General features: G+C 43.7%; 18 protein-coding genes, 2 tRNA genes and 1 riboswitch. Of the genes, 5 read left to right on the forward strand and 15 right to left on the reverse strand.

The features are described from left to right. Window positions 1-233 precede the first annotated feature (233 nt). Both FC07_RS01570 and FC07_RS01575 read left to right on the forward strand, forming a co-directional pair. A tRNA-Glu gene (locus FC07_RS01570) sits at window positions 234-305 on the forward strand. A 4-nt stretch (window positions 306-309) separates the two neighbouring features. Further along, a tRNA-Thr gene (locus FC07_RS01575) sits at window positions 310-382 on the forward strand. Between the two features lie 44 nt (window positions 383-426). Here the strand turns inward: FC07_RS01575 and hemH are convergent. The 7 genes from hemH to FC07_RS01610 form a co-directional block, all read right to left on the reverse strand. Continuing rightward, window positions 427-1371, reverse strand: a complete 945-nt coding sequence (hemH, locus tag FC07_RS01580) for a ferrochelatase (protein WP_057903382.1) — start codon at window positions 1369-1371, stop codon at window positions 427-429. Window positions 1372-1457: 86 nt separating this feature from the next. Further along, window positions 1458-2903, reverse strand: a complete 1446-nt coding sequence (locus FC07_RS01585) for an amino acid permease (protein ID WP_057903383.1) — start codon at window positions 2901-2903, stop codon at window positions 1458-1460. A gap of 286 nt (window positions 2904-3189) precedes the next feature. Further along, window positions 3190-3372, reverse strand: a riboswitch (Lysine riboswitch). A 125-nt stretch (window positions 3373-3497) separates the two neighbouring features. Next, window positions 3498-4214, reverse strand: a complete 717-nt coding sequence (budA, locus tag FC07_RS01590) for an acetolactate decarboxylase (protein ID WP_057903384.1) — start codon at window positions 4212-4214, stop codon at window positions 3498-3500. 247 nt (window positions 4215-4461) lie between these two features. Continuing rightward, a complete protein-coding gene (gene alsS / locus FC07_RS01595; RefSeq protein WP_057903385.1) occupies window positions 4462-6138 on the reverse strand; it encodes an acetolactate synthase AlsS in 1677 nt (558 codons plus the stop codon). Window positions 6139-6385: 247 nt separating this feature from the next. Next, window positions 6386-6904 carry an Rrf2 family transcriptional regulator gene (locus tag FC07_RS01600; protein ID WP_057903386.1) on the reverse strand — a complete coding sequence of 173 codons (519 nt, stop codon included), beginning with the start codon at window positions 6902-6904 and terminating at the stop codon, window positions 6386-6388. Window positions 6905-7082: 178 nt separating this feature from the next. Then, window positions 7083-7643, reverse strand: a complete 561-nt coding sequence (locus tag FC07_RS01605; RefSeq protein ID WP_057903387.1) for an N-acetyltransferase — start codon at window positions 7641-7643, stop codon at window positions 7083-7085. Between the two features lie 258 nt (window positions 7644-7901). Next, window positions 7902-8435 carry a GNAT family N-acetyltransferase gene (locus FC07_RS01610; protein ID WP_057903388.1) on the reverse strand — a complete coding sequence of 178 codons (534 nt, stop codon included), beginning with the start codon at window positions 8433-8435 and terminating at the stop codon, window positions 7902-7904. A gap of 80 nt (window positions 8436-8515) precedes the next feature. On the opposite strand from FC07_RS01610, the gene FC07_RS01615 reads away from it, so the two are divergent. After that, window positions 8516-9316: a lp_1002 family arylesterase gene (locus FC07_RS01615; RefSeq protein WP_057903389.1), complete on the forward strand. Its 801-nt coding sequence runs from the start codon at window positions 8516-8518 to the stop codon at window positions 9314-9316. 23 nt (window positions 9317-9339) lie between these two features. Here FC07_RS01615 and FC07_RS01620 read toward each other — a convergent pair whose 3' ends face one another. The 4 genes from FC07_RS01620 to FC07_RS01635 all read right to left on the reverse strand — a co-directional run bounded on the left by FC07_RS01620 (window position 9340) and on the right by FC07_RS01635 (window position 13046). Next, entirely contained in the window at window positions 9340-10203 is an 864-nt protein-coding gene (locus FC07_RS01620; protein ID WP_057903390.1) for an RluA family pseudouridine synthase, read from the reverse strand. After that, window positions 10200-11963 carry a DNA helicase RecQ gene (recQ, locus tag FC07_RS01625; RefSeq protein ID WP_057903391.1) on the reverse strand — a complete coding sequence of 588 codons (1764 nt, stop codon included), beginning with the start codon at window positions 11961-11963 and terminating at the stop codon, window positions 10200-10202. Before recQ ends, FC07_RS01620 begins: the two co-directional genes overlap by 4 nt. A 98-nt stretch (window positions 11964-12061) precedes the next feature. Further along, window positions 12062-12346 carry a cupin domain-containing protein gene (locus FC07_RS01630; protein ID WP_057903392.1) on the reverse strand — a complete coding sequence of 95 codons (285 nt, stop codon included), beginning with the start codon at window positions 12344-12346 and terminating at the stop codon, window positions 12062-12064. A 19-nt stretch (window positions 12347-12365) separates the two neighbouring features. Next, a complete protein-coding gene (locus tag FC07_RS01635; protein WP_057903393.1) occupies window positions 12366-13046 on the reverse strand; it encodes an EAL domain-containing protein in 681 nt (226 codons plus the stop codon). A gap of 698 nt (window positions 13047-13744) precedes the next feature. Between FC07_RS01635 and FC07_RS01640 the strand changes: the two genes are divergently transcribed. Next, window positions 13745-14905, forward strand: a complete 1161-nt coding sequence (locus FC07_RS01640) for a GGDEF domain-containing protein (RefSeq protein ID WP_057903394.1) — start codon at window positions 13745-13747, stop codon at window positions 14903-14905. Window positions 14906-15107: 202 nt separating this feature from the next. Next, window positions 15108-16418 carry a nucleobase:cation symporter-2 family protein gene (locus FC07_RS01645; protein ID WP_057903395.1) on the forward strand — a complete coding sequence of 437 codons (1311 nt, stop codon included), beginning with the start codon at window positions 15108-15110 and terminating at the stop codon, window positions 16416-16418. A 312-nt stretch (window positions 16419-16730) separates the two neighbouring features. Here the strand turns inward: FC07_RS01645 and efp are convergent, their stop codons facing one another. From efp to FC07_RS01665, 4 genes are all read right to left on the reverse strand, one after another. Continuing rightward, window positions 16731-17294: an elongation factor P gene (efp, locus tag FC07_RS01650; RefSeq protein WP_057903396.1), complete on the reverse strand. Its 564-nt coding sequence runs from the start codon at window positions 17292-17294 to the stop codon at window positions 16731-16733. 117 nt (window positions 17295-17411) lie between these two features. After that, the gene (locus FC07_RS01655; RefSeq protein ID WP_057903397.1) at window positions 17412-18149 is read right to left on the reverse strand and encodes an alpha/beta hydrolase family protein; all 738 of its coding nucleotides are present in this window, start codon (window positions 18147-18149) and stop codon (window positions 17412-17414) included. Between the two features lie 29 nt (window positions 18150-18178). Next, complete coding sequence (locus FC07_RS01660) at window positions 18179-18796, reverse strand: NAD(P)H-binding protein (protein WP_057903398.1); 618 nt, start codon at window positions 18794-18796, stop codon at window positions 18179-18181. Window positions 18797-18852: 56 nt separating this feature from the next. Then, entirely contained in the window at window positions 18853-19371 is a 519-nt protein-coding gene (locus FC07_RS01665; RefSeq protein WP_057903399.1) for a GNAT family N-acetyltransferase, read from the reverse strand. Between the last annotated feature and the right edge of the window lie 3 nt (window positions 19372-19374).

The following is a 19374-nucleotide window of genomic DNA, read 5'->3' on the forward strand; positions in this document are numbered from 1 at the left end:
GGTCCAAAATTGTGCGGTATGCCGATATTAAACCTCGTATGAATAATTCGGGATTATAAAACATCTTATAAAATCAATGTGAGAAAACATACAAACTCTAATTTTTCTTTCATTTTAAAACGGTTTTGATGAAATTATCATTAGAAATGTCTCATTTATTCAGTTTAACCGGCTATTTCTCAAAAAGGGCTTTACAATTACCCAAAAAACTGTATAATATTTTATTGTTGCATGACCCGTTGGTCAAGTGGTTAAGACACCGCCCTTTCACGGCGGTAACATGGGTTCAAATCCCGTACGGGTCATCATGCCGGCTTAGCTCAGCTGGTAGAGCATCGGTATCGTAAACCGAGGGTCACAGGTTCAAGTCCTGCAGCCGGCATTACTAAAAACACCTTATCAAGTAATAAGGTGTTTTTTCGTGTCTTACTTTTGATTCAGTGCAATTTTTTTCAAGACTGCTGTAAAATCAGCGGCGCCATTTAAAGGATGCACATACGTAAATTGCACACCACCACTTTCCAAAAAGGCTGTTTTATTTTCAATTTCAATTTCTTGTAACGTTTCTAAGCAATCCGCCACAAAACTAGGTGTGATCACTAGCACTTTTTTCCGACCTTGTGCTGGCAACTGACGTAACGTGTCGATTGTTGCTGGCAATAGCCACTGTGCAGGTCCAAACTTCGATTGATACGTTTGCACATACGGATAGTCCCCTACTGCCGCCATCACTGCTTCTGTGGTGGCCGTACATTCTGCCGCATATGGATCCCCGTTATCTGAATATTTTTGTGGAATACCATGATACGAAAAAATCAATTGATCATAGTCTTGTTCCTGCAACGCCTGTTTGAGTTGTGTGACCAACAATTGAATGTAATCCGGGCGTTGGTAAAAACCACGGACAAAATGAAGATCTGCTACATCAGGTCGTTGTTGATAATAAGCCATCACCTGGTCAAAAATTGAACCAATGGTTGTTTGTGAATATTGTGGGTACATGGGAATCACCGTGATCTCACGCACACCTTGTTTTTGGAATGCCGTTAACGCAGTGTCAATGGCTGGCTGTCCATAGCACATTGCCGACTGTACCATTGTATCAGGCATCAATACCTGTAATTGCTTGGCTTGCTGGGCGGTATAAATTGCTAATGGTGACCCTTGATCTGTCCAGATCCGTCGATATAACGCCGCAGAATGGCGCGGACGAAATCGTAAAATAATGCCATGTAAAATCGGCCACCAAATGATTTTAGGGGTGTCGATTACCCGCTGATCTGCTAAAAATTGCCCTAGATAACGCCGCACTTCTGGTGCTTGTGGCGCATCCGGGGTGCCTAAATTGACTAATAAAACGCCTTTTTTCATCAAAAATCACTCCAATAGCACTTATTGTAGCAGAAGTTTTGTTACAAATAAAAACCGCCAGCCAAATTTTGACTGACGTTTTTGATTTAATCTTGATGAATCTTGGTAAGATCCACTTTATCCAGTGGAATCACCTTGGTTTTATGCCGGATCTTATAATAACTGTATAAAATAATGAACAACGGCACACTCATATAACTGACACCTAATGCTTGCCAATCTAAATGCTTAACCGAATTCAGATCCTGACCGATAATGACTAAAACCCCTAAGACCATGGCTAAAACAGGTCCAAACGGGAATAACTTCGCATGGTATTTCAATTCAGATAACTGATGTCCCTGCGCTACAAAAGCCCGCCGGAACCGATAATGTGAAATCGCAATGCCCAGCCAAGCAATAAAACCTGTTAAACCAGATGCAGAAACTAAGAACAAGTAGATCCGTGGCCCAAAGATCCCCGTTAAGAACGTGAAAAGGCCAATCACAGTCGTCACAAGCAATGCCGGAACTGGCACCCCATGGCCATTTGTCCGCCCCATGGCTTTTGGTGCAATTCCTTGCTTCGACATCGCCCACAACATCCGAGTTGAGGCGTACATCCCAGAATTAGCAGCAGAGATCACCGACGTTAAAATAACGGCATTGATCACACTGGCCGCAGAAGCTAAACCAACGCGCCGGAATACCAAAGTAAATGGTGAAATCGCCACATCCGTTGCACCAGACCCTAACAAATCTTTACTGGTGTACGGTAAAATTGCGGCAATCACAAAAATCGCCAAAATATAGAACAATAAGATCCGCCAGAAAACCTGTTTAATGGCCTTGGGAATACTCTTTTCAGGTGTTGCGGATTCACCTGCCGTGATCCCGATCAATTCAGTACCTTGGAACGAGAAGCCCGCAACAACGAAAACACTGAGAATCGCTGGAATGCCCCCCACAAACGGTGCCTTTCCTGTGGTAAAGTTCTTGAAGCCAATCGGTGCACCACCCATAATGCCAAAAATCGTTAAGAAACCAACGATTAAGAACACAATAACAGTGGCCACTTTAATGATTGAGAGCCAATATTCCGTTTCACCAAATGAACGGACTGATAAGGCGTTAATAATAAAAATAACGACTAAGAAAAATGCCGAGAAAATCCAGCCCGGTACGTGTGGCAACCAAAAATGCATGACGATCCCGGTTGTGGAAACATCCACCGCCAATGTGATCGCCCAGTTAAACCAATAATTCCAACCCAAAGCAAAGCCTAAAGCCGGATCCACGAAACGCGTGGCATAAGTCGCAAATGAACCAGAAACTGGAATATAGGTTGCCATTTCCCCTAAACTGGTCATTAAGAAATACACCATAATACCGATGCCAATATAAGCGACTAATGCGCCACCAGGGCCCGCCGTTGAAATTGCGGAACCTGAAGCCACAAACAGCCCGGTTCCAATACTACCACCAAGGGCAATCATCGAGAGATGTCGTGTTTTTAGCTCTCGTTTTACCCCTTGATTTTTTTCCTGCGCCATTTAAAAAAACCTCCTCAAGTTTTCCAATGTTTATTTTGCTCCGCAAAATCTCACCTTCGGATGATAACCAGTCTTGTGGCGGCAATTCACACCGCAAGACACATGGCCCTCCTCAAGTTTTCCAATGTTTATTTGCGTTTTAAATTTTGACCCTTCCGTCAAACAAAAATCACATCGGCTGTCCAAGATTGTTTTCCCTGACGCTATCAGCTCAATTAAACCAAATAAAAAACGCCTTTTTGCATAGCGCGCCGCACCTGCAAAAAGACGTTGTTCACCTTTACAGTCAGTCGATAGCGCTCCGTAAAAGTCATCCTTTTACGACAGTGCTTGGTTTATTCAGCCAAGCCCCAACCGAGCTGTTGTTTGTCACAACCCAATTTCGGCAACGCACCCTTTTACAAGCCTTCATTCGTGACAAACCACGTCTGACCTGTGACTCTTGTACGTCGCAACCTCAATCTTATTCTTTCAATATTATACCATCTTCAACGTCAGAAACAACTGATGTCCTATTTTTTGACTTAAAACAGCCTTTATAGCCCAAATAAAAAACACCTTATCCTAAATGCAATAAAGTGTTTTTCATCATGCTTAATGTTCCGCTTGGTTAATTGAAGCATCCAAGCTGCCATAATCAAAATTTTGTTTCAAGAAGTCTTCGTTATCTAATGGGAAATGCTGATGTAACGCTGCAAAAGGTTGAATGGATAACTCACCTGAGGTTAATGCATATTCCAAAATGTGACCGCCAAAATCATGTTGGTCATTTAGATAATGTAAATGATACCCAGCTACCGCCACACCAGAGAACAGTGGTGGCGCGAAGTAGCCGATAACCGTCCCGTGTGTATTATTCTGTTCAAAAATCGGTTGCACTTTAGATGCCGCTGTTAACGGTGGGTAAGGCTGGCTTTGTTTAGGCACGACCCGTGTTTTCATATGTGAAAATTCACCGGTTAACTTAACTGCAAAAAATACATTTTTATAAGGATAGTGGTTTAACAAATAGCGTTCAACATCCATTTGATGCATATCATGAACAGTAACCGTTGACCGTGGCTGATCAAAATGAACGGTCGCAAAGGGAACGGTTTGACTTGCCGGTAAATGATGGATCAAACCATCTTGTGACGCCTGGTAAGCTTCACCGTCAACGATGATCAATTCCCCATCTAAATGTTCCAACGTACCAATCCCGTAATCACCATGCTGTAACAGCGTGCCAATTGTTTCTGTACCGGTAAATAAACCAGGTACCAAAAGACTAAGCGTGCCGTGTTGATAAACGGTTGCCGCCTTGTCCGCCATAGTAAAAACCTCCTCAAAACTCTAATGTTCACCTTGCTACGCAAGCCTTTATTTCCGGAGGATGACCATTCTAGCGGACGAAACCCGTCACGCCAGAAACATGGCACCAGCTAAGGCCGCTGCTGTAGCCTTTGCTTCGCAAAGCTTTCATCTTCGCTGGTTGTCCATTCTGGCGGGTGAAAACCACCACGCCAGAAACAAGGCCTCCTCAAAACGCTAATATCTCTTGTACATTTAAAAATCTAGTCTAATAGAACTGATCTGGTAAGATCGTTTGGCCTAATTTCTTGTTATCGCTGTAATCAATTGGAATATCAACAACAACTGGACCGTCTGTTGCGAAAGCCTGATCTAAAACTTTTTCTAAGTCGCCGCTCTTTTCAACGCGTAAACCAGTTGCACCAAAGCTTTCAGCGTATTTCACAATATCAACAGGACCAAAATGAATGCCGGCTGATTTACCATATTTCATTTCTTCTTGGAACTTCACCATGTTGTAAGTGCCATCACGCCAAACCAAATGAACGATATTCAAGTTCATTCGAACCGCGGTTTCAAGTTCTTGACTTGAGAATAAGAAGCCACCATCACCTGAAACTGAAACGATTTGGGTGTTTGGCCGTAGCAATGCCGCTGAAATAGCCCAAGGTAGCGCTACCCCCATGGTTTGCATCCCGTTACTGAACAATAAATGACGTGGTTCGTAACTGCGGAAATGCCGTGCCATCCAAATATAGTGACTGCCAACATCAACTGCAACGGTCATTGAATCATCCACGCGTTTTTGCAAAGATTCGATGACAGATAAGGGATGGGTTAATGGGGCATCAGCTGGTACATCAGGAACAACATCTTGTTCTTCAAATTTGGCATGTAATTCTTCCAAATATTTTGCAGATTCAGCTTGGCGTTCGTAACCTTTCATGTAAGGTAACAAGAATTCCAAGGTTTGTGCCATATCACCAATCAATTCTGTTTCAGGTTGGAAGTTTTTATCAATTTCAGCCTTTTGATCATCGATCACCACAATGCGCGCATCCGCTTCCGCATTCCAGTTTCGTGATTCATATTCGATAGGATCATACCCAACTGCAATCACCAAATCACTTTGTTTCAACAACATGTCACCTGGCTGATTTCGGAATAACCCCACCCGGCCAAAGAAGTTGTCTTCAAGATCATGTGAGATCACGCCAGCCGCTTGGAAAGTTTCCACAACGGGTAAGTCAGAAACTTCTAAAATATTGCGAATTGCTTGGGTAACTTCCTTAGAAGAAGCCCGCATCCCAACTAATAAAACAGGGAGTTTGGCTTCTTTGATTTTACGTGCCAACACCGTAATATCTGCTGGACTGGCTGGCCCTAATTTAACTTCTGGTAATGGGTTGATCTCAGGCTTTTCAACTTCAGCGTCTACCACGTCTTGTGGCACACTGACAAAGCTAGCACCTTGCTTCGCTGCCGTTGCTTCACGATAAGCATTTGCAACCACTTCGGAAATATTTTCAGGTTCTTGCACTTCTGCACTATATTTCGTAATAGGTTCCATTAAGGCAGTATTGTTCATGCTTTGATGCGTTAAGCGCAACAAATCGGTTCGTTGCACCTGACCGGAAATCGCTAAAACAGGATCGCCTTCAGCGGTTGCGGTGACCAAACCGGTTGCTAAATTACTCACACCAGGACCTGAAGTTGTGGCGACAACGCCTGGTTTCCCGGTGATCCGGCCAATGCCGGCAGCCATAAAGGCAGCGTTTTGCTCATGTCGTGCCACAACCAATTGTGGCATCCGCGGATCGTCACTGTTTTCCAGTAGTTCAAAGAAACGGTCAATTTTTGCTCCAGGAATCCCAAAAACAAATTTCACATCGTGGTTGATCAAACTTGCTGCAAGTGCATCTGCACCATAACGTTTCGTAGACATCTTAAAATCCTCGCTTTCATTTATCAACAGGCTTTTTCTTCTGAATGGCTGACACAATCAGCCACAGCATGTATTAGCATAGCATATCTCCACCAAAATTACTTGTGAAAAGCGTTAAGTGAATTCGTCTACAAGACTGATAAACTAAGCGCTACGGCCTTTCACAAGCTAAAAAAAATATGTGAAAGCGTTTAATAATAAAATGTTCACGAAAACAGCGCTACAACAAGGCTGTAGCGCTGTTTGATCAAGCTTTGATATTCCGAATCAACTTTTGAATCAAAAGTTCTCGCTTTTCATCCGACTCGTTCCAATTAACCAATGGAATTTCGTGATGACCTAGCGTTTCGCAAATCAGGTCTGAGACCGTTTGCTGCTTTAAAACAGCCTCCCATTGCCGATCAGCCTTAGCAAACGCTTGGTTGACAACGGATGTGCCTTGATTGGCCACCGGCTGAAAATCCTTAAACACCATATCGATCAAACCAGTGTTGGGATAAGTATGGATCTCGCCCTCCGTTGCTTGCACAATATCATATAAGTTGATTTCTTTTGGCGAACGCGCAATGGTAAAGCCACCATTATTACCCGAAACAGATTTGACAAGACCTGCCACCACGAGTTTTCGCATAATTTTACGTAAATACGTTTGCGAACCATCTAACCGATGATGGATCACTTCCGATGAAATTGGAATCCCAGGATCCTGTGTCGCAAGTAACGTGATAATACAGGCCGCTTGTTCAAAACCATGTGTCAGCTGCACCTTGGCCGCCCCCTTTTTAAATCAGACATCACCAATGTCTGTGATATGCTATGTCCATAATAGCATAAACCACCTCAAAGTAGGCGTTTTTCAATCTAAAAAACCGAAAAACAGACTATAACGGAATGTTATAGTCTGCTCCTGCCAAGGGTGTACCTTTAGCATACCGCTTTTTAAATTATTTGCCAGCTAAAACAAGTTTAACGGAAGCCAAGCCGCGCGCTTCATCTTGAATGGTAACGGTAAAACCAAATTTTTCAAATAAATGTTGGACCTTCGCCAAATCAGTGCCATCAAACGAACTGACATTACCATCAACAGATTGGACTTGATTGGCACGCGCTTGCGCCAATAAGTTCTTAAGTGCCAATTGGGCTAAGCCATGATTTTGAAAATCGAAAAAGGCCAATTGACTTTCTGAACCCAACGTTTCCAAAACCGTAATATGAATATTGCGTTCCCATGCGTTATATTCAAATAGTAACTCGCATTGATAATCCGTTTTAGAATGTCCGTATTTATCAACGTTGGCATAAGGTGTATACACAAAAATCGAACAACTTTTCTGTTTGATCCGGTCACGATTAATATTCGTGTAAACCACATAAGGTTTGATCTTTGCAGTCGTTTGCTCGTCACTTTGTTCTAAAATTGTTAATGACGTATCGGCCTTAATTGCCGCCAAACGTTCAGCATAGGCCTTTTGTAAGGCTTGCTCCGCTTCAGATTGTGGCGCCATTCTAAATCCCCCTTAATTCAATTAAATTGATTTTTGTCAAGCGTGACGCTGATTGGTATGCGTTACAGCCCGCAGTATTCGCTGTCACAGCTTCCCCAGCACCTAACAATCATCTAACACTGCTTGATTATAGCACAATTCACAAAGATTTTTAGGGCTTAAAATAGCATGGTTAAAAACTTTTCATTTATTTTTTCATCCGTTCCTTGAACAAACCAGTCTTTTTAACGTTTTTCTTAATTTAATTTACTTCACAATCTACTTATTTTTCTGATGCTGATAAGCCGCCTGCGTGAGCTGATAATAACATTCTGTGGTGGGCTGATCGTCTGCAAATAAACGTGGCCGTTCTAACTCATATTCAAAGGGAAACCCCGCTTTTTCAATCACCCGTTGCGATTGTTGATTGCTTTGAAAATGACCGACCCAAATTGCAGTGAGCTGCAACTGTTCAAATCCGTAAGCTGTCACAGCCTGAACAGCTTCCAACATCAGGCCTTGTCCCCAGTAAGCTTCCGCTAAAATAAATCCCAGCTCCCGTGTTGTTGCATCTGGTGCCTGGCGGTGAATGCCAATACTACCGATCACTTGTTGCGTTTGACGAGTGACCAGGGCCAATACCTCGTCGCTTTGCATAAAATCGGCTAACACTTGCTGACTGCCTGCTAATGTGGTTTGCGGTGCCCAACCTGCCATTGCTTCTAACTTTGGATTGCCATAAATTTGTTGGACTGCTGTTAAATCAGATGTGCGAAACGGCCGCAAATGCAACCGTGGTGTGGTTAATCTCATACGATGCCTTCTTCCCCAATTCTTGTCGTTGACAAGTCACCAAACTAACATAAAATGAGTTTAGAGAAGAAGGTGTTAAATTGCAAATCATTCCAATAACCTTACCGGCTGGCGGTCAGTTAACCGCCTATATTCAACAGCACGATCCGCAATTAGTGCAACACAAGCTGCCGGCAATGATCATTGTGCCCGGCGGTTCTTATACACACATCCCAGCAACGCAAGCTGAAACCTTAGCGCTGGCTTTTAGTGGCCGTGGTTTCCAGACCTTTGTCCTTACGTATCACACCCTTCAGCCAGCTGTGACAACACCATTATTGCCCCAGCCGATCATTGACCTGGCGCAAGCCATTGTCGCCGTTAAAACACAGGCTGCTGACTGGCAGCTGGACCCTGATCAAGTGTCATTAGCTGGCTTTTCGGTTGGCGGTCACATTGTCAGTTTATTGGCCAATTTATGGCAAGCAGACTGGTTGTGTCAAGCCGCCCAGACCACCACGACGCAACTCCAACCACACGCGATTTTACTCAACTATCCCGTGATTCGTTTAGACGCTGGCTTTCCCAAAGATCGTACCGCACGCAATCGGCTCACCAAACGACCTAGCGATTTTGCGGCAGACACCCTGGTAACGACTGCAAATCCACCGACATTTATGTGGCATACCAGTGATGACCCACTGGTGCCGGTTGCCAATAGCATTGCCTATTACCAAGCTTTGCTGCAACATCAGATCCCTGTCGAAGCCCATTTTTTCCAACACGGCCCACATGGTTTAGCCTTAGCCAATTTGCAAACAGCTTGGCGACCAGGTGCCTTGCAACCACAAGCCGCAAAATGGCTAGCGTTAGCTTTGGATTGGCTCACCGCATTGCATTAAAAAATCACGCTCAGTTCAGCAAACTAAGCGTGATTTTTTAATTGCCGTAAATCATCTGGCAGCGGCGCTTGTAAGTGGCGCTGAATCAGCTCAAATGGGTCCTGAAAGCTTAATTGGACCGCATGTAGCGCCGGCCGCTGAATGCCACGGTCAAGCGGCCCTTCATACAAGGCATCGCCTAACAATGGGTGCCCCAACGCCGCAAAATGCGCACGGATCTGATGGGTCCGTCCGGTTAATAAGCAGATCTGCACCAAGCTGGCTTGTAAGTGTGACGAATAAGCTAGGCGCTGATACTGTGTTTCAGCGCGCTGACCGGTTGCGAGCACCTGTTGCCGATAATCTGTTGGCCCATGGCCTAAAGGTAAGGTGATTTTTCCTTGCGCTGGTAGCATGCCTGCAACCCAAGCCAAATACTGCTTTTCAAGCAAAGGATGAAAGCGTGCAGCGGCCAGTAGGGTTTGGCCGAATCCGTGCTTCGCAATCAGCAACACCCCACTAGTGTCAAAATCCAAGCGCGTCACTAAATGCGGCTTGGCCACACCATAACCTTTGGCACGACTGACCACATGATCTGTACCGACCTGGGGCCCTGGCACACTGGCTAACCGAATCGGTTTATTCACCGCCAACCAATTTTGATTTTCCCATAGTACTGTCAACGGGTGCTGGGATGAAGCAACCTGTGGATCCGCCAATTCATCCGGCAAAATTAAAGTGAGCCACTGTCCTTTTTCAAAAATCGCGTTTAACCGAACTGGGTGCTCCTGAATTTGACACTGGCCAATCCGCTTAATGCGCCGTAATCCATGCTTCCCACACCCCAGCCAGCTTAAAAAGCCACCGACCGTTTGGGCTTGACCTGTATTTTGCCAGCGAAAAATCATGCGTCCACCGCTTCCTGGATCACCTTCAGAAAAGCGGCGCCATATTTAGCCCATTTACTGGCGCCAACACCATGAATATCTAAAAATTCGGCTTCAGTTTGCGGCTGTTGTTGGCTCATGTCATGTAACGTCCGATCTGAAAAAATCACAAACGGCGGTACCCCTTGTTCTTCTGCTAAACGACGTCGTAATGTGCGCAATTGTTCGAACAAACCGTCATCTTCTGGTAACGACTGCGCCACTTGAACGGCCGCTTTCCGATAAACTTGCGCCTGTCCCTTTAGAACAGCGGCACCTTTGGTGGTGATTTTTAACGTGGGATAAGCCCCACCAATGGCTTGTAAATACTGTTCGGCTTGCAAGAAATCAATAAACTGTCCCACTACTTTTTGTGATAATGATGCCATTAAATTATAAGTCGATAGTTGGTCCAAATTTGCCTGACGAATCCGCTGATTTTTCGCGCCGGTCAAGACTTGCGCCACCACGGTTTTGCCAAAACGCTGTTTCAGCCGAACAACACAAGACAACACTTTTTGGGCATCAACCGTGACATCTTGTGCCTCACGCTGATCTGTACAATTACCACAGCGCTGACAAGGTTCACTATCTTCGCCAAAATAATTAAGAATAAACTGCTGTAAACAGCCTTCGGTGTGGGCGTATTGCACCATGGTTTGTAGCTTACGGTAAGCCCGATTTTTTTCAGTGTCCGCTAAATTAGATTGTTCGATCAAAAAATGTTGAATTTGAACATCATGCGGCTGAAATAGCAAAATTGCTTGGCTTGGCACCCCATCTCGCCCTGCCCGGCCAGCTTCCTGATAATAGGCTTCTAAACTCGCCGGTAGTTGCGCATGAATCACAAAACGCACATTTGATTTATCGATTCCCATGCCAAACGCGTTGGTCGCAACCATCACCTGTAACCGGTCGTAAAGAAAGTCCTCTTGATTTTGTCGACGTTGGTCCTCTGGCAAGCCCCCATGATAAGCGCCTGCTTTGATGCCTTGCTTTTGAAGCACCTGGGTCAGCTGTTCAACCATTTTACGCGTACTGGCATAAATAATGCCTGCCTCTTTAGGATTTGCTTTCAAAAATTCAGTTAAATAAGGGACTTGCGCTTGCGCCCGCACCACTTGAAACGTCAAATTTTCCCGTTGAAAGCTTGTTTGGACAACTTTATCAGGCTGAATTGTCAAGCGCTGACAAATATCAGTCACCACTTGTGGCGTTGCGGTTGCCGTTAACGCCAATACCACCGGCTGACTTGGCAACGTCGCCAAGGTATCGGTTAGGCTTAAATAACTCGGTCGGAAATCATGGCCCCATTGTGAAATACAATGGGCTTCATCGATGGCCACTAAATCAATGGGTAATTGCTGTAACTGCTGTAGCGAGCGTGGATCATCCAACCGTTCTGGCGCTAAATAAAGTAATTTTACGGCGCCATCCGCAACCAGATTCCACCGTTGAGCAGCCTCCGTCCCTGTTAAACTGCTATTAATAAATGTTGCTGGAATATCATTGGCATTTAAAGCATCCACTTGGTCCTTCATCAGCGCAATCAGCGGTGAGATCACCAAAGTCAAGCCTGAAAAAAGCAATGCTGGCACTTGATAACACAAAGACTTCCCACCGCCAGTTGGCATCAGGGCCAAACTATTATCACCAGCCATTACCTGCTGGATCACCCGGTCTTGCCCCGGTCGAAACTGATCGTAGCCAAACTTTTCCTTTAAAATTGTCGTTGCTTCCATGAAAATTTTCACTCCATTTTTGCTTGATACTTTAAGTTACGCCAAACACACCGATTCTAATGAAAAAGGAACCGCAAGTCACTTGCGGTTCCTGATTCTTACTCTGCTAATTTAGATTTAATGACCATTAGCTCACTGTCAGTTATGGCAGTTAAGCTATGCAATTCATCGGGTGTCATTTGGATCAGCTTGCCAGGTTCCAAATGGGCTTCAAAGTCTTGGCCTTTAAAAATTGTTTCACCTTTCACTGATACCACGGTGACGTGATAAGGTGCATGATGAGTGGGTAAGGCTTCACCGGCTGGTAATACTAGATTTGTGATAATTTGTGAAGGTGATTCATAAATATTACTGATTTTGCCATTGCCATGATATTCGCGCATGATGGTCATCCTCTCATTTTTAAAATTGGTCTTGGGGTAACGACAGTAACTGCGGTCGTCCTAAGTAATAGCCTTGCGCTAATTGCGCATGATAAACGTCAGCCAAACGCAATTCATCCGCTGCCTCAAAGCCTTCAATCGCAAATACTTTGTGCTGTTGCTGGGCTAATTGACTCCAACATTTCAGTTTAGCCAACACTTCTGGCCAAGCATAATCATCACGAAAGTTTTGCAAAGCAAATTTATATTCATCGGTATTGGTGCTTAAAGCATTGACCAATTGAATGGTATTTTCGCCACTCCCGACATCGTCTAAACAAACGTGCAAGCCAGCATCATGATAGCGTTTCACCGCTTGTACCAGCTGTTGTACAGTAACAAATTGTTGTGGTTCACCACTGCGTTCAGTCAACTCGATGTAAATGTGAATCGGGGTCTGCGCTTGAACAGCCACTAAACGCTGACAAAATTCAGGATCAATAAACTGTGCTTGATCTAAATTAAACGAGATCAGTGTCAATGTTTGCGGAAGCGTTTTGAGCGTTACTGCAAGTAAATCGGTGACTTGTTGGGCCTTAAAAACACTAAAATCTTCAGGTAGTCGCCATTGCTGCTGTTGGCGGACCCGAATGAAAAACTCATATCCCACTAACTGTTGCGTTTTCACATCATACTTAGCTTGCCCAAAAAAACGAATCATCTACTCACCTTTACCTCATAACTCGATTCACACTGCCATTCAACTGATCTGTCGCAAAAGCGTCTGCACACCATTAAGTGCTGCCTCAACTTTCAAATCACGTCAAAACTGATCGCCGTATCTGCCTTTATCAACCCATTTTAATTGATTCACCGCTTTTGTTTCAGTTGTGATTACGGACAACAATTATATCTTAATCTTATCATCTATCAATGATTTAACAAGTCTCTTTTAACGCCAAATCAGGTGTTGAATTTTGACACAGCGCTGATTTCATCCCTTTTTCATCAAAAACACAACGACTACCTTTAACCGGTCACTGTTAACGCCACTAACTGATTACGCCTAAAACAATTCCAGAAAGCGCTTGCAATTTGGATGAAATTGCTTATACTAATAATGTATAGCAGAGTAATTAATCTAACTTCCTTTTCTAAACTACTTCTATATGGCAATTTAGATTTATCTTAGTCCACAACTTGATATTTCTTGGCCAAGGACCAGTATCCACAGAGATACTGGTTTTTTTATGGCATCAATTCTACTATAATAAAATTGATTGGAGGCGTTACAATGAAGTTTCGACGCATAACAGTATTCAATGTGATCTTTTTATTAGGTGGTTTGCTTTTACCGGCCCTATTCCACGATAAAACACCACAAGAAAAGGCCCTTAAAAAAGGTAAATTTTAGCGCTTATGACAGGTTTATTAGTCGGTAATTTTATCATTTTTCTCATTTCGAATGCTTTAATTTTATTAGGCACTATTTTTCTGTTTACCTGGTCAAATATCCGTCAGTTTTCGGGCTTTTTTGGCCGTCATCAAACGGTGCTAACGATTTTATTAGGGGTCGCTCTTTTAATTTTCGTCAACGTCAGCGGCCGAATCAACCGCTCGTTATTGAACTTTCCCACTGGTTATCACTGGATCTACTTGGTACTGGAACTCTTGATCTTATACTACTTAACCACGTCAATTGATTCAAAATGGCAACTTGTCACCAGCCTGGCTGTAATTATTCTTTGGTATTGGATCACACCAGAGCTTGCCATTAGCTGGCCGGTCATTGTTGGACTGCTTGTGGCCTGCTTATTCACGCTGTTATTAACGCACTTTCGAGCCTCCTGTTGGACAAACCGCTGGCTTTACATTGGTTCACTTTTCTTATTTTGCACGCCATTTTTAGTGATTGCGAACCTAAGCGTACCCCTGATGAACGTCAACTTAATTTTTGAAGCAATTGCTTGGCTCTTTTTTGCGACTGAAATGTATGAAGTGAATCATTTTCTACAACATCATAATCAATTATTACAGCATTATCAGCAACAGGCCGATTATGATGACCTCACACGCCTTAAAAATTTTCGCGCATTTCGCGCTGATTTAGAACGTGTTTTTAACCGTGCCCAGGCGTTAGACCAGCGTTATGCGTTGTATTCAATGGACATTGACCACTTTAAACAAATCAATGACACCTATGGCCACTTGGCTGGTAACCAAGTCTTACAACAAGTTGCCCAAACCTTAACGCGCTTGCAACCACAATTGACCCATGCCGCCACCTTTTACCGCACTGGCGGTGAGGAATTTGCGCTGTTAATGGTGGACATTGTTGAAAACGAACAAGCAGCGCTGGCCAACTCACAACTGATTCAGCAAACCGTTAGTGCCTTAACCTTTCAATTTGGCACCGCCGCAGCGTTTCAAATTCATCTCTCAATTGGTGAAGAACGCAGCTTTGCCACGGATCGCAATTATCTTGACATTTATGATCGTGCGGATCAATTTTTGTACACCTCAAAACGAGCTGGCCGCAATGCCATCACATTACGTGGTAAAACCATTAAAGCCCCTTAAAATCGGCGTTGACGCAGCGGTCAGCGTCTTTTTTATTGTCCTGTCTTAAAATCTTAAAATAGCGTTTCATCTACGAACGTTAGTCATTAGGCTAACTTTCAAAATATTTTTTAGATAATCGTTCGTTTTTTCTTTATTGTCAGTCCTAACAATTCGTGTTAGTATCTTAAATATACTAAATTAACGAATGAAGAGGCGTAGCATGGAAAACAAAAATGCATCAAATATGCCGAGCAAGGAACTTTCCATTCCTAAAACAATGCTCCTCGGCTTCCAGCACTTATTAGCCATGTATTCTGGCGATATTTTAGTTCCATTATTGATCGGAGCGGTTTTACATTTTAACACGGCTCAAATGACCTATCTGGTTTCCATGGATATTTTCATGTGTGGTGTTGCCACGTTACTCCAATTAAAGCGCACACCGATTACTGGGATCGCGTTGCCAGTAGTACTCGGCTGTGCAGTGGAATATGTCGCGCCATTGCAACACATTGGGAATACATTAGGCTTTGGCTACATGTATGGCGGTATTATCGCTGCTGGGATTTTCATTTTACTGATTGGTAATTTATTCGCGGACTTACGCCGCTTTTTCCCGCCAGTTGTCACTGGCTCATTGATCACATTGATCGGGTTCACTTTGATTCCCGTCGCCTTTCAAAATATCGGTGGCGGCGATGCAACTGCTAAAAACTTCGGCACACCAACGAACTTATTACTAGGTTTTGTCACAGCCCTCATTATTATCTTAATCAATATTTTAAGCCGTGGCTTTTTACAACAGATTTCTGTTTTAATTGGGATCGTTGTGGGCACACTGATTGCCATTGCGATGGGTGAAGTCAACTTTGCCTCTGTTGGCCAAGCACATTGGGTGCAATTGCCACAATTTTTCTACTTTGCCACACCAAAATTTGAATGGTCGTCTATTTTAACCATGATCCTTGCTGCCGTCACTTGTATGATCGAATCAACGGGCGTTTACTTTGCGCTAGCCGACATTACGAAACGTGACTTAACCAAAGATGATTTGAAACGTGGTTATCGTTCTGAAGGAATCGCCGCCATTTTAGGTGGTTTGTTCAACACCTTCCCTTACTCAACCTTCTCTCAAAACGTTGGGATCGTGCAATTATCCGGGATCAAAAAATTACGTCCTGTTTACTATTCAGCCGTGATGTTGTTGATCTTAGGCTTGATTCCAAAATTCGGCGCCGTTGCAACTTTAATTCCAACACCTGTTTTAGGTGGTGCGATGCTCGTGATGTTCGGCATGGTCGGCTCACAAGGAATCAAGATGCTCAGCGATGTCCCAATGACAACCAGTAATTTACTGATTATGGCCATTTCGATTGGGGTTGGCTTAGGTGTCACCACACAACCTGCCCTATTCAAGTTCTTGCCTGAAACCGTTCAAACGATTTTAAGCAATGGCATGGTCGTTGGTGGGATCACCGCACTGGTCTTGAACATTTTATTTAATCCTAAAACTAAAAAAGTCACGGCTTGATCACTCAAAAAACCACTCGGCAATTTTGCTGAGTGGTTTTTTGAGTGATATAAATCCTATTAGGATATTTCATTGGCTACATTCATTATAGGCGTTCCAGTTTGCCGAAGCGGCCTAAATGTGAAAAGTTTCATTTGTTTTAGCAATTTTCCAACACGCCTAACTGAAAGACATGTTGCGCGCGTTTTAAAGGGGCCAGCAACTGGTCTCTTTTTTTGACAACTTTTCATTTTCCAATTAACGCCACCATTTTAAGCCGGTACCAAAGTACAAAAAATGCCGAGCTACAATGCGCTCGACATCCTGTCTCGATTATTTACCAGAACGCTTCAAGTAAGTTCCTTTTTGCGTATTGATATCTAATTTGTCGCCTTCGTTAATGAAGTCAGGCACGTTAACGACTAAGCCCGTTTCCATTGTTGCGGGTTTGCCTGAACCTGTAACAGTTGCCCCTTTAATCGAAGGTTGGGTTTCTTTAACCACTAATTGCACCACATTTGGCAAGGTAATTCCGATCACTTCTGTTTTGAAGAAGTCGATTTTAACTTGCATATTCTCAAGTAAATATTTACGTTCTTCAACAATACTATCAACCGGAATTTCGTATTGCTCGTAAGTTTCTAGATCCATGAAGAAAGCTGTATCATCTTGTGTATACAAGTATTGTGCATCTTTTGTTTCCAAAATAGCTTGTTGAACTTTTTCTTCAGGGCGCATGGTTGTTTGAACGGTTGCACCTGAACGAATATCATACAACTTCATTTGCATGACCGTGTTCCCCTTACCAGGCTTGTGATGGTTCGATTCCAAAACTTTGATCAACTTACCATCTTTTTCAAAAGCCATCCCGGCCTTCAAGTTAATTGCTTCAACCATAAGTTTAATTCGCTCCTTCAAATTAATATTGCATTCGTATCTATAATCATAAACTAGCCGGCACCAAAAAAACAGCCTTGTATCTAAAATTTATTAATTTTTTGGGTCATAAATGCATCATTTTTTTAAAGCAGCTTGCAGAAAGTCTGCCCCTGCGACCATGGTGCTGTAAGGCACATGATGGGCCTGACGCTGACCAACATGATAAACAATATTTTTTGGCAACTGGTCTTGATAAGGGGCTGTAAACTGATAAGGAACCGTTGGATCGCCGGTATCATTGTATAAGAATAGCGGCCGCTGTGCTAATTTTTCAGGGTGACAGCTTAAATCAAAGGCCGCAATTTGGTTTAAAATAGCTTCTTTTTGAGCGGCAAATGCTGCCTGAACCTTTTCAGGCAGCAGCCCTAATTGGTAGGCTGCAAAATCACGTGGTGCTGGTGTCCCAACAAAAGACACACCACCATGAAGCGTTTCATAACACACTAAGGCCGCAATCGCTGTGATACCGCCCATTGAGGTACCCATCACATCAACAGTGCGAGCAGCGGGATAAGCGGCCAGCAAGTCTGGTACTTCTTGCAATGATTGGCCAATAATGGGCCAAAAAATTTCTGGATGTTGGCTTAGTTTAAAATCAGCCTGTTGGCGGTCACCATGATAATTGGCATCTGGCGCCAAGACCCGAAAACCGCGTTCGGCTAATAAATAACTACTAACCAATTGTCCAGCTTTCGCTGTTTGCCAGCCGTGAAAATTTAGGACAAGCGGCATATTGGCTTGTTCTTGCGCATCATCAACGGTTTCTAATACGGGAATCCCGGCAAGGGTTAAGGTTTTATTTTGAATCGTCATTTTTGATCCTTTCTCAGCGAGTCGTTGTGCTAAATGGCAGCCACAGCGTCCGCAATTGGCGTTGTGCCAGACAACATAGTCAACACTTTACCAGACGTATTTGGTGCTGTTAGTAATGCCGCTAAGGTTGCCGCAACATCCGGGATCGGATTAGCGCCACCAGCGGTCACATTAAACTGGATCTGGCCAGTTGCTGGCGCCTCTGTTAACGCCCCTGGTTGTAAGATCGTGTAGTCCAGTTGCGTATGTTCCATTAACCAATGATCCGCAAAAAACTTGGCAATATTATAATTCGTTAGCCCCACTGACCACTTTTCTGGTACAGTGGCAAATAATGAGCTAAGCATGATAAACCGTTTAGCACCAACCTTTTCAGTCAAAGCCATGGCCTTAACAGCACCATAGGCATCGATTTGCAATAGTTCTTTGCCGCGAGAGCCTGCCACAAAATAAGCCGCATCAACTGCGGGTACACTTAATTGTTCAATTGATTCATGTAGATCAAGGACCAATGGTGTCACCCCAGCTTGATCCGCAAACACTTCTGGATGCCGCGCTGCGGCGACCACTTCATGACCGGCTGCAACTAACTGTTGCACTAACGCTTGGCCAACTCGACCGCTGGCACCAAAGACTAAAACTTTCATATTCGTATCCCCTTCTATTGTTTGCTTTAGCTTACCGAACTGACCCTAAATGGGCATTAAAAATCTAACTCATAGGCGTTACGGTTTGGATCAATGACGTCTGCAACCTTGATCACACCACAATAAACAAAATCAAATTTCTGTGCTAAATGTTGTAATCGTTGGTTCAACATGTGGGTATCGATTCGGACTTGCCGTAAGCCTTTTTCATAGGCCAATGACAACAAGTTACTCATGAAGAAATCACTTAAATGTTGCCCACGAAAATCAGCTGCAAGGGCCAAACGATGGACCGTGGCATAAGGCTGATCTGGCTTTAACCAAGCCCCATCAATTTCAGCGTAGCAAGGATCTGGCGTCACCATTAATGTTGCAGTGCCGGCAACTTGCTTACCGACAACCAAAACATAGCAATCCCCGACCTGAATATCCTTGGTCATCATCTCACGATCAGGGTGACCGTCCTGCCATTGCGGACTACCATCTTTTTTCAAAAGTGCTTTTGCTGCATCAATCATGGTCATGATCTGGTCTAAATCGGATAACTGTGCTTGCCGTGTATAAATTGCTGTCATTTC

It is taken from the genome of Loigolactobacillus bifermentans DSM 20003, assembly GCF_001434575.1.
Lineage (GTDB): Bacteria > Bacillota > Bacilli > Lactobacillales > Lactobacillaceae > Loigolactobacillus > Loigolactobacillus bifermentans.

Excerpts from the sequence above, each read along its gene's own strand:
- hemH (WP_057903382.1), bottom strand. The coding sequence starts at position 1,371 with ATGAAAAAAGGCGTTTTATTAGTCAATTTAGGCACCCCGGATGCGCCA.
- FC07_RS01585 (WP_057903383.1), bottom strand. The coding sequence starts at position 2,903 with ATGGCGCAGGAAAAAAATCAAGGGGTAAAACGAGAGCTAAAAACACGA.
- budA (WP_057903384.1), bottom strand. The coding sequence starts at position 4,214 with ATGGCGGACAAGGCGGCAACCGTTTATCAACACGGCACGCTTAGTCTT.
- alsS (WP_057903385.1), bottom strand. The coding sequence starts at position 6,138 with ATGTCTACGAAACGTTATGGTGCAGATGCACTTGCAGCAAGTTTGATC.
- FC07_RS01605 (WP_057903387.1), bottom strand. The coding sequence starts at position 7,643 with ATGGCGCCACAATCTGAAGCGGAGCAAGCCTTACAAAAGGCCTATGCT.
- FC07_RS01610 (WP_057903388.1), bottom strand. The coding sequence starts at position 8,435 with ATGAGATTAACCACACCACGGTTGCATTTGCGGCCGTTTCGCACATCT.
- FC07_RS01620 (WP_057903390.1), bottom strand. The coding sequence starts at position 10,203 with ATGATTTTTCGCTGGCAAAATACAGGTCAAGCCCAAACGGTCGGTGGC.
- recQ (WP_057903391.1), bottom strand. The coding sequence starts at position 11,963 with ATGGAAGCAACGACAATTTTAAAGGAAAAGTTTGGCTACGATCAGTTT.
- FC07_RS01630 (WP_057903392.1), bottom strand. The coding sequence starts at position 12,346 with ATGCGCGAATATCATGGCAATGGCAAAATCAGTAATATTTATGAATCA.
- FC07_RS01635 (WP_057903393.1), bottom strand. The coding sequence starts at position 13,046 with ATGATTCGTTTTTTTGGGCAAGCTAAGTATGATGTGAAAACGCAACAG.
- FC07_RS01640 (WP_057903394.1), top strand. The coding sequence starts at position 13,745 with ATGACAGGTTTATTAGTCGGTAATTTTATCATTTTTCTCATTTCGAAT.
- FC07_RS01645 (WP_057903395.1), top strand. The coding sequence starts at position 15,108 with ATGGAAAACAAAAATGCATCAAATATGCCGAGCAAGGAACTTTCCATT.
- efp (WP_057903396.1), bottom strand. The coding sequence starts at position 17,294 with ATGGTTGAAGCAATTAACTTGAAGGCCGGGATGGCTTTTGAAAAAGAT.
- FC07_RS01655 (WP_057903397.1), bottom strand. The coding sequence starts at position 18,149 with ATGACGATTCAAAATAAAACCTTAACCCTTGCCGGGATTCCCGTATTA.
- FC07_RS01660 (WP_057903398.1), bottom strand. The coding sequence starts at position 18,796 with ATGAAAGTTTTAGTCTTTGGTGCCAGCGGTCGAGTTGGCCAAGCGTTA.
- FC07_RS01665 (WP_057903399.1), bottom strand. The coding sequence starts at position 19,371 with ATGACAGCAATTTATACACGGCAAGCACAGTTATCCGATTTAGACCAG.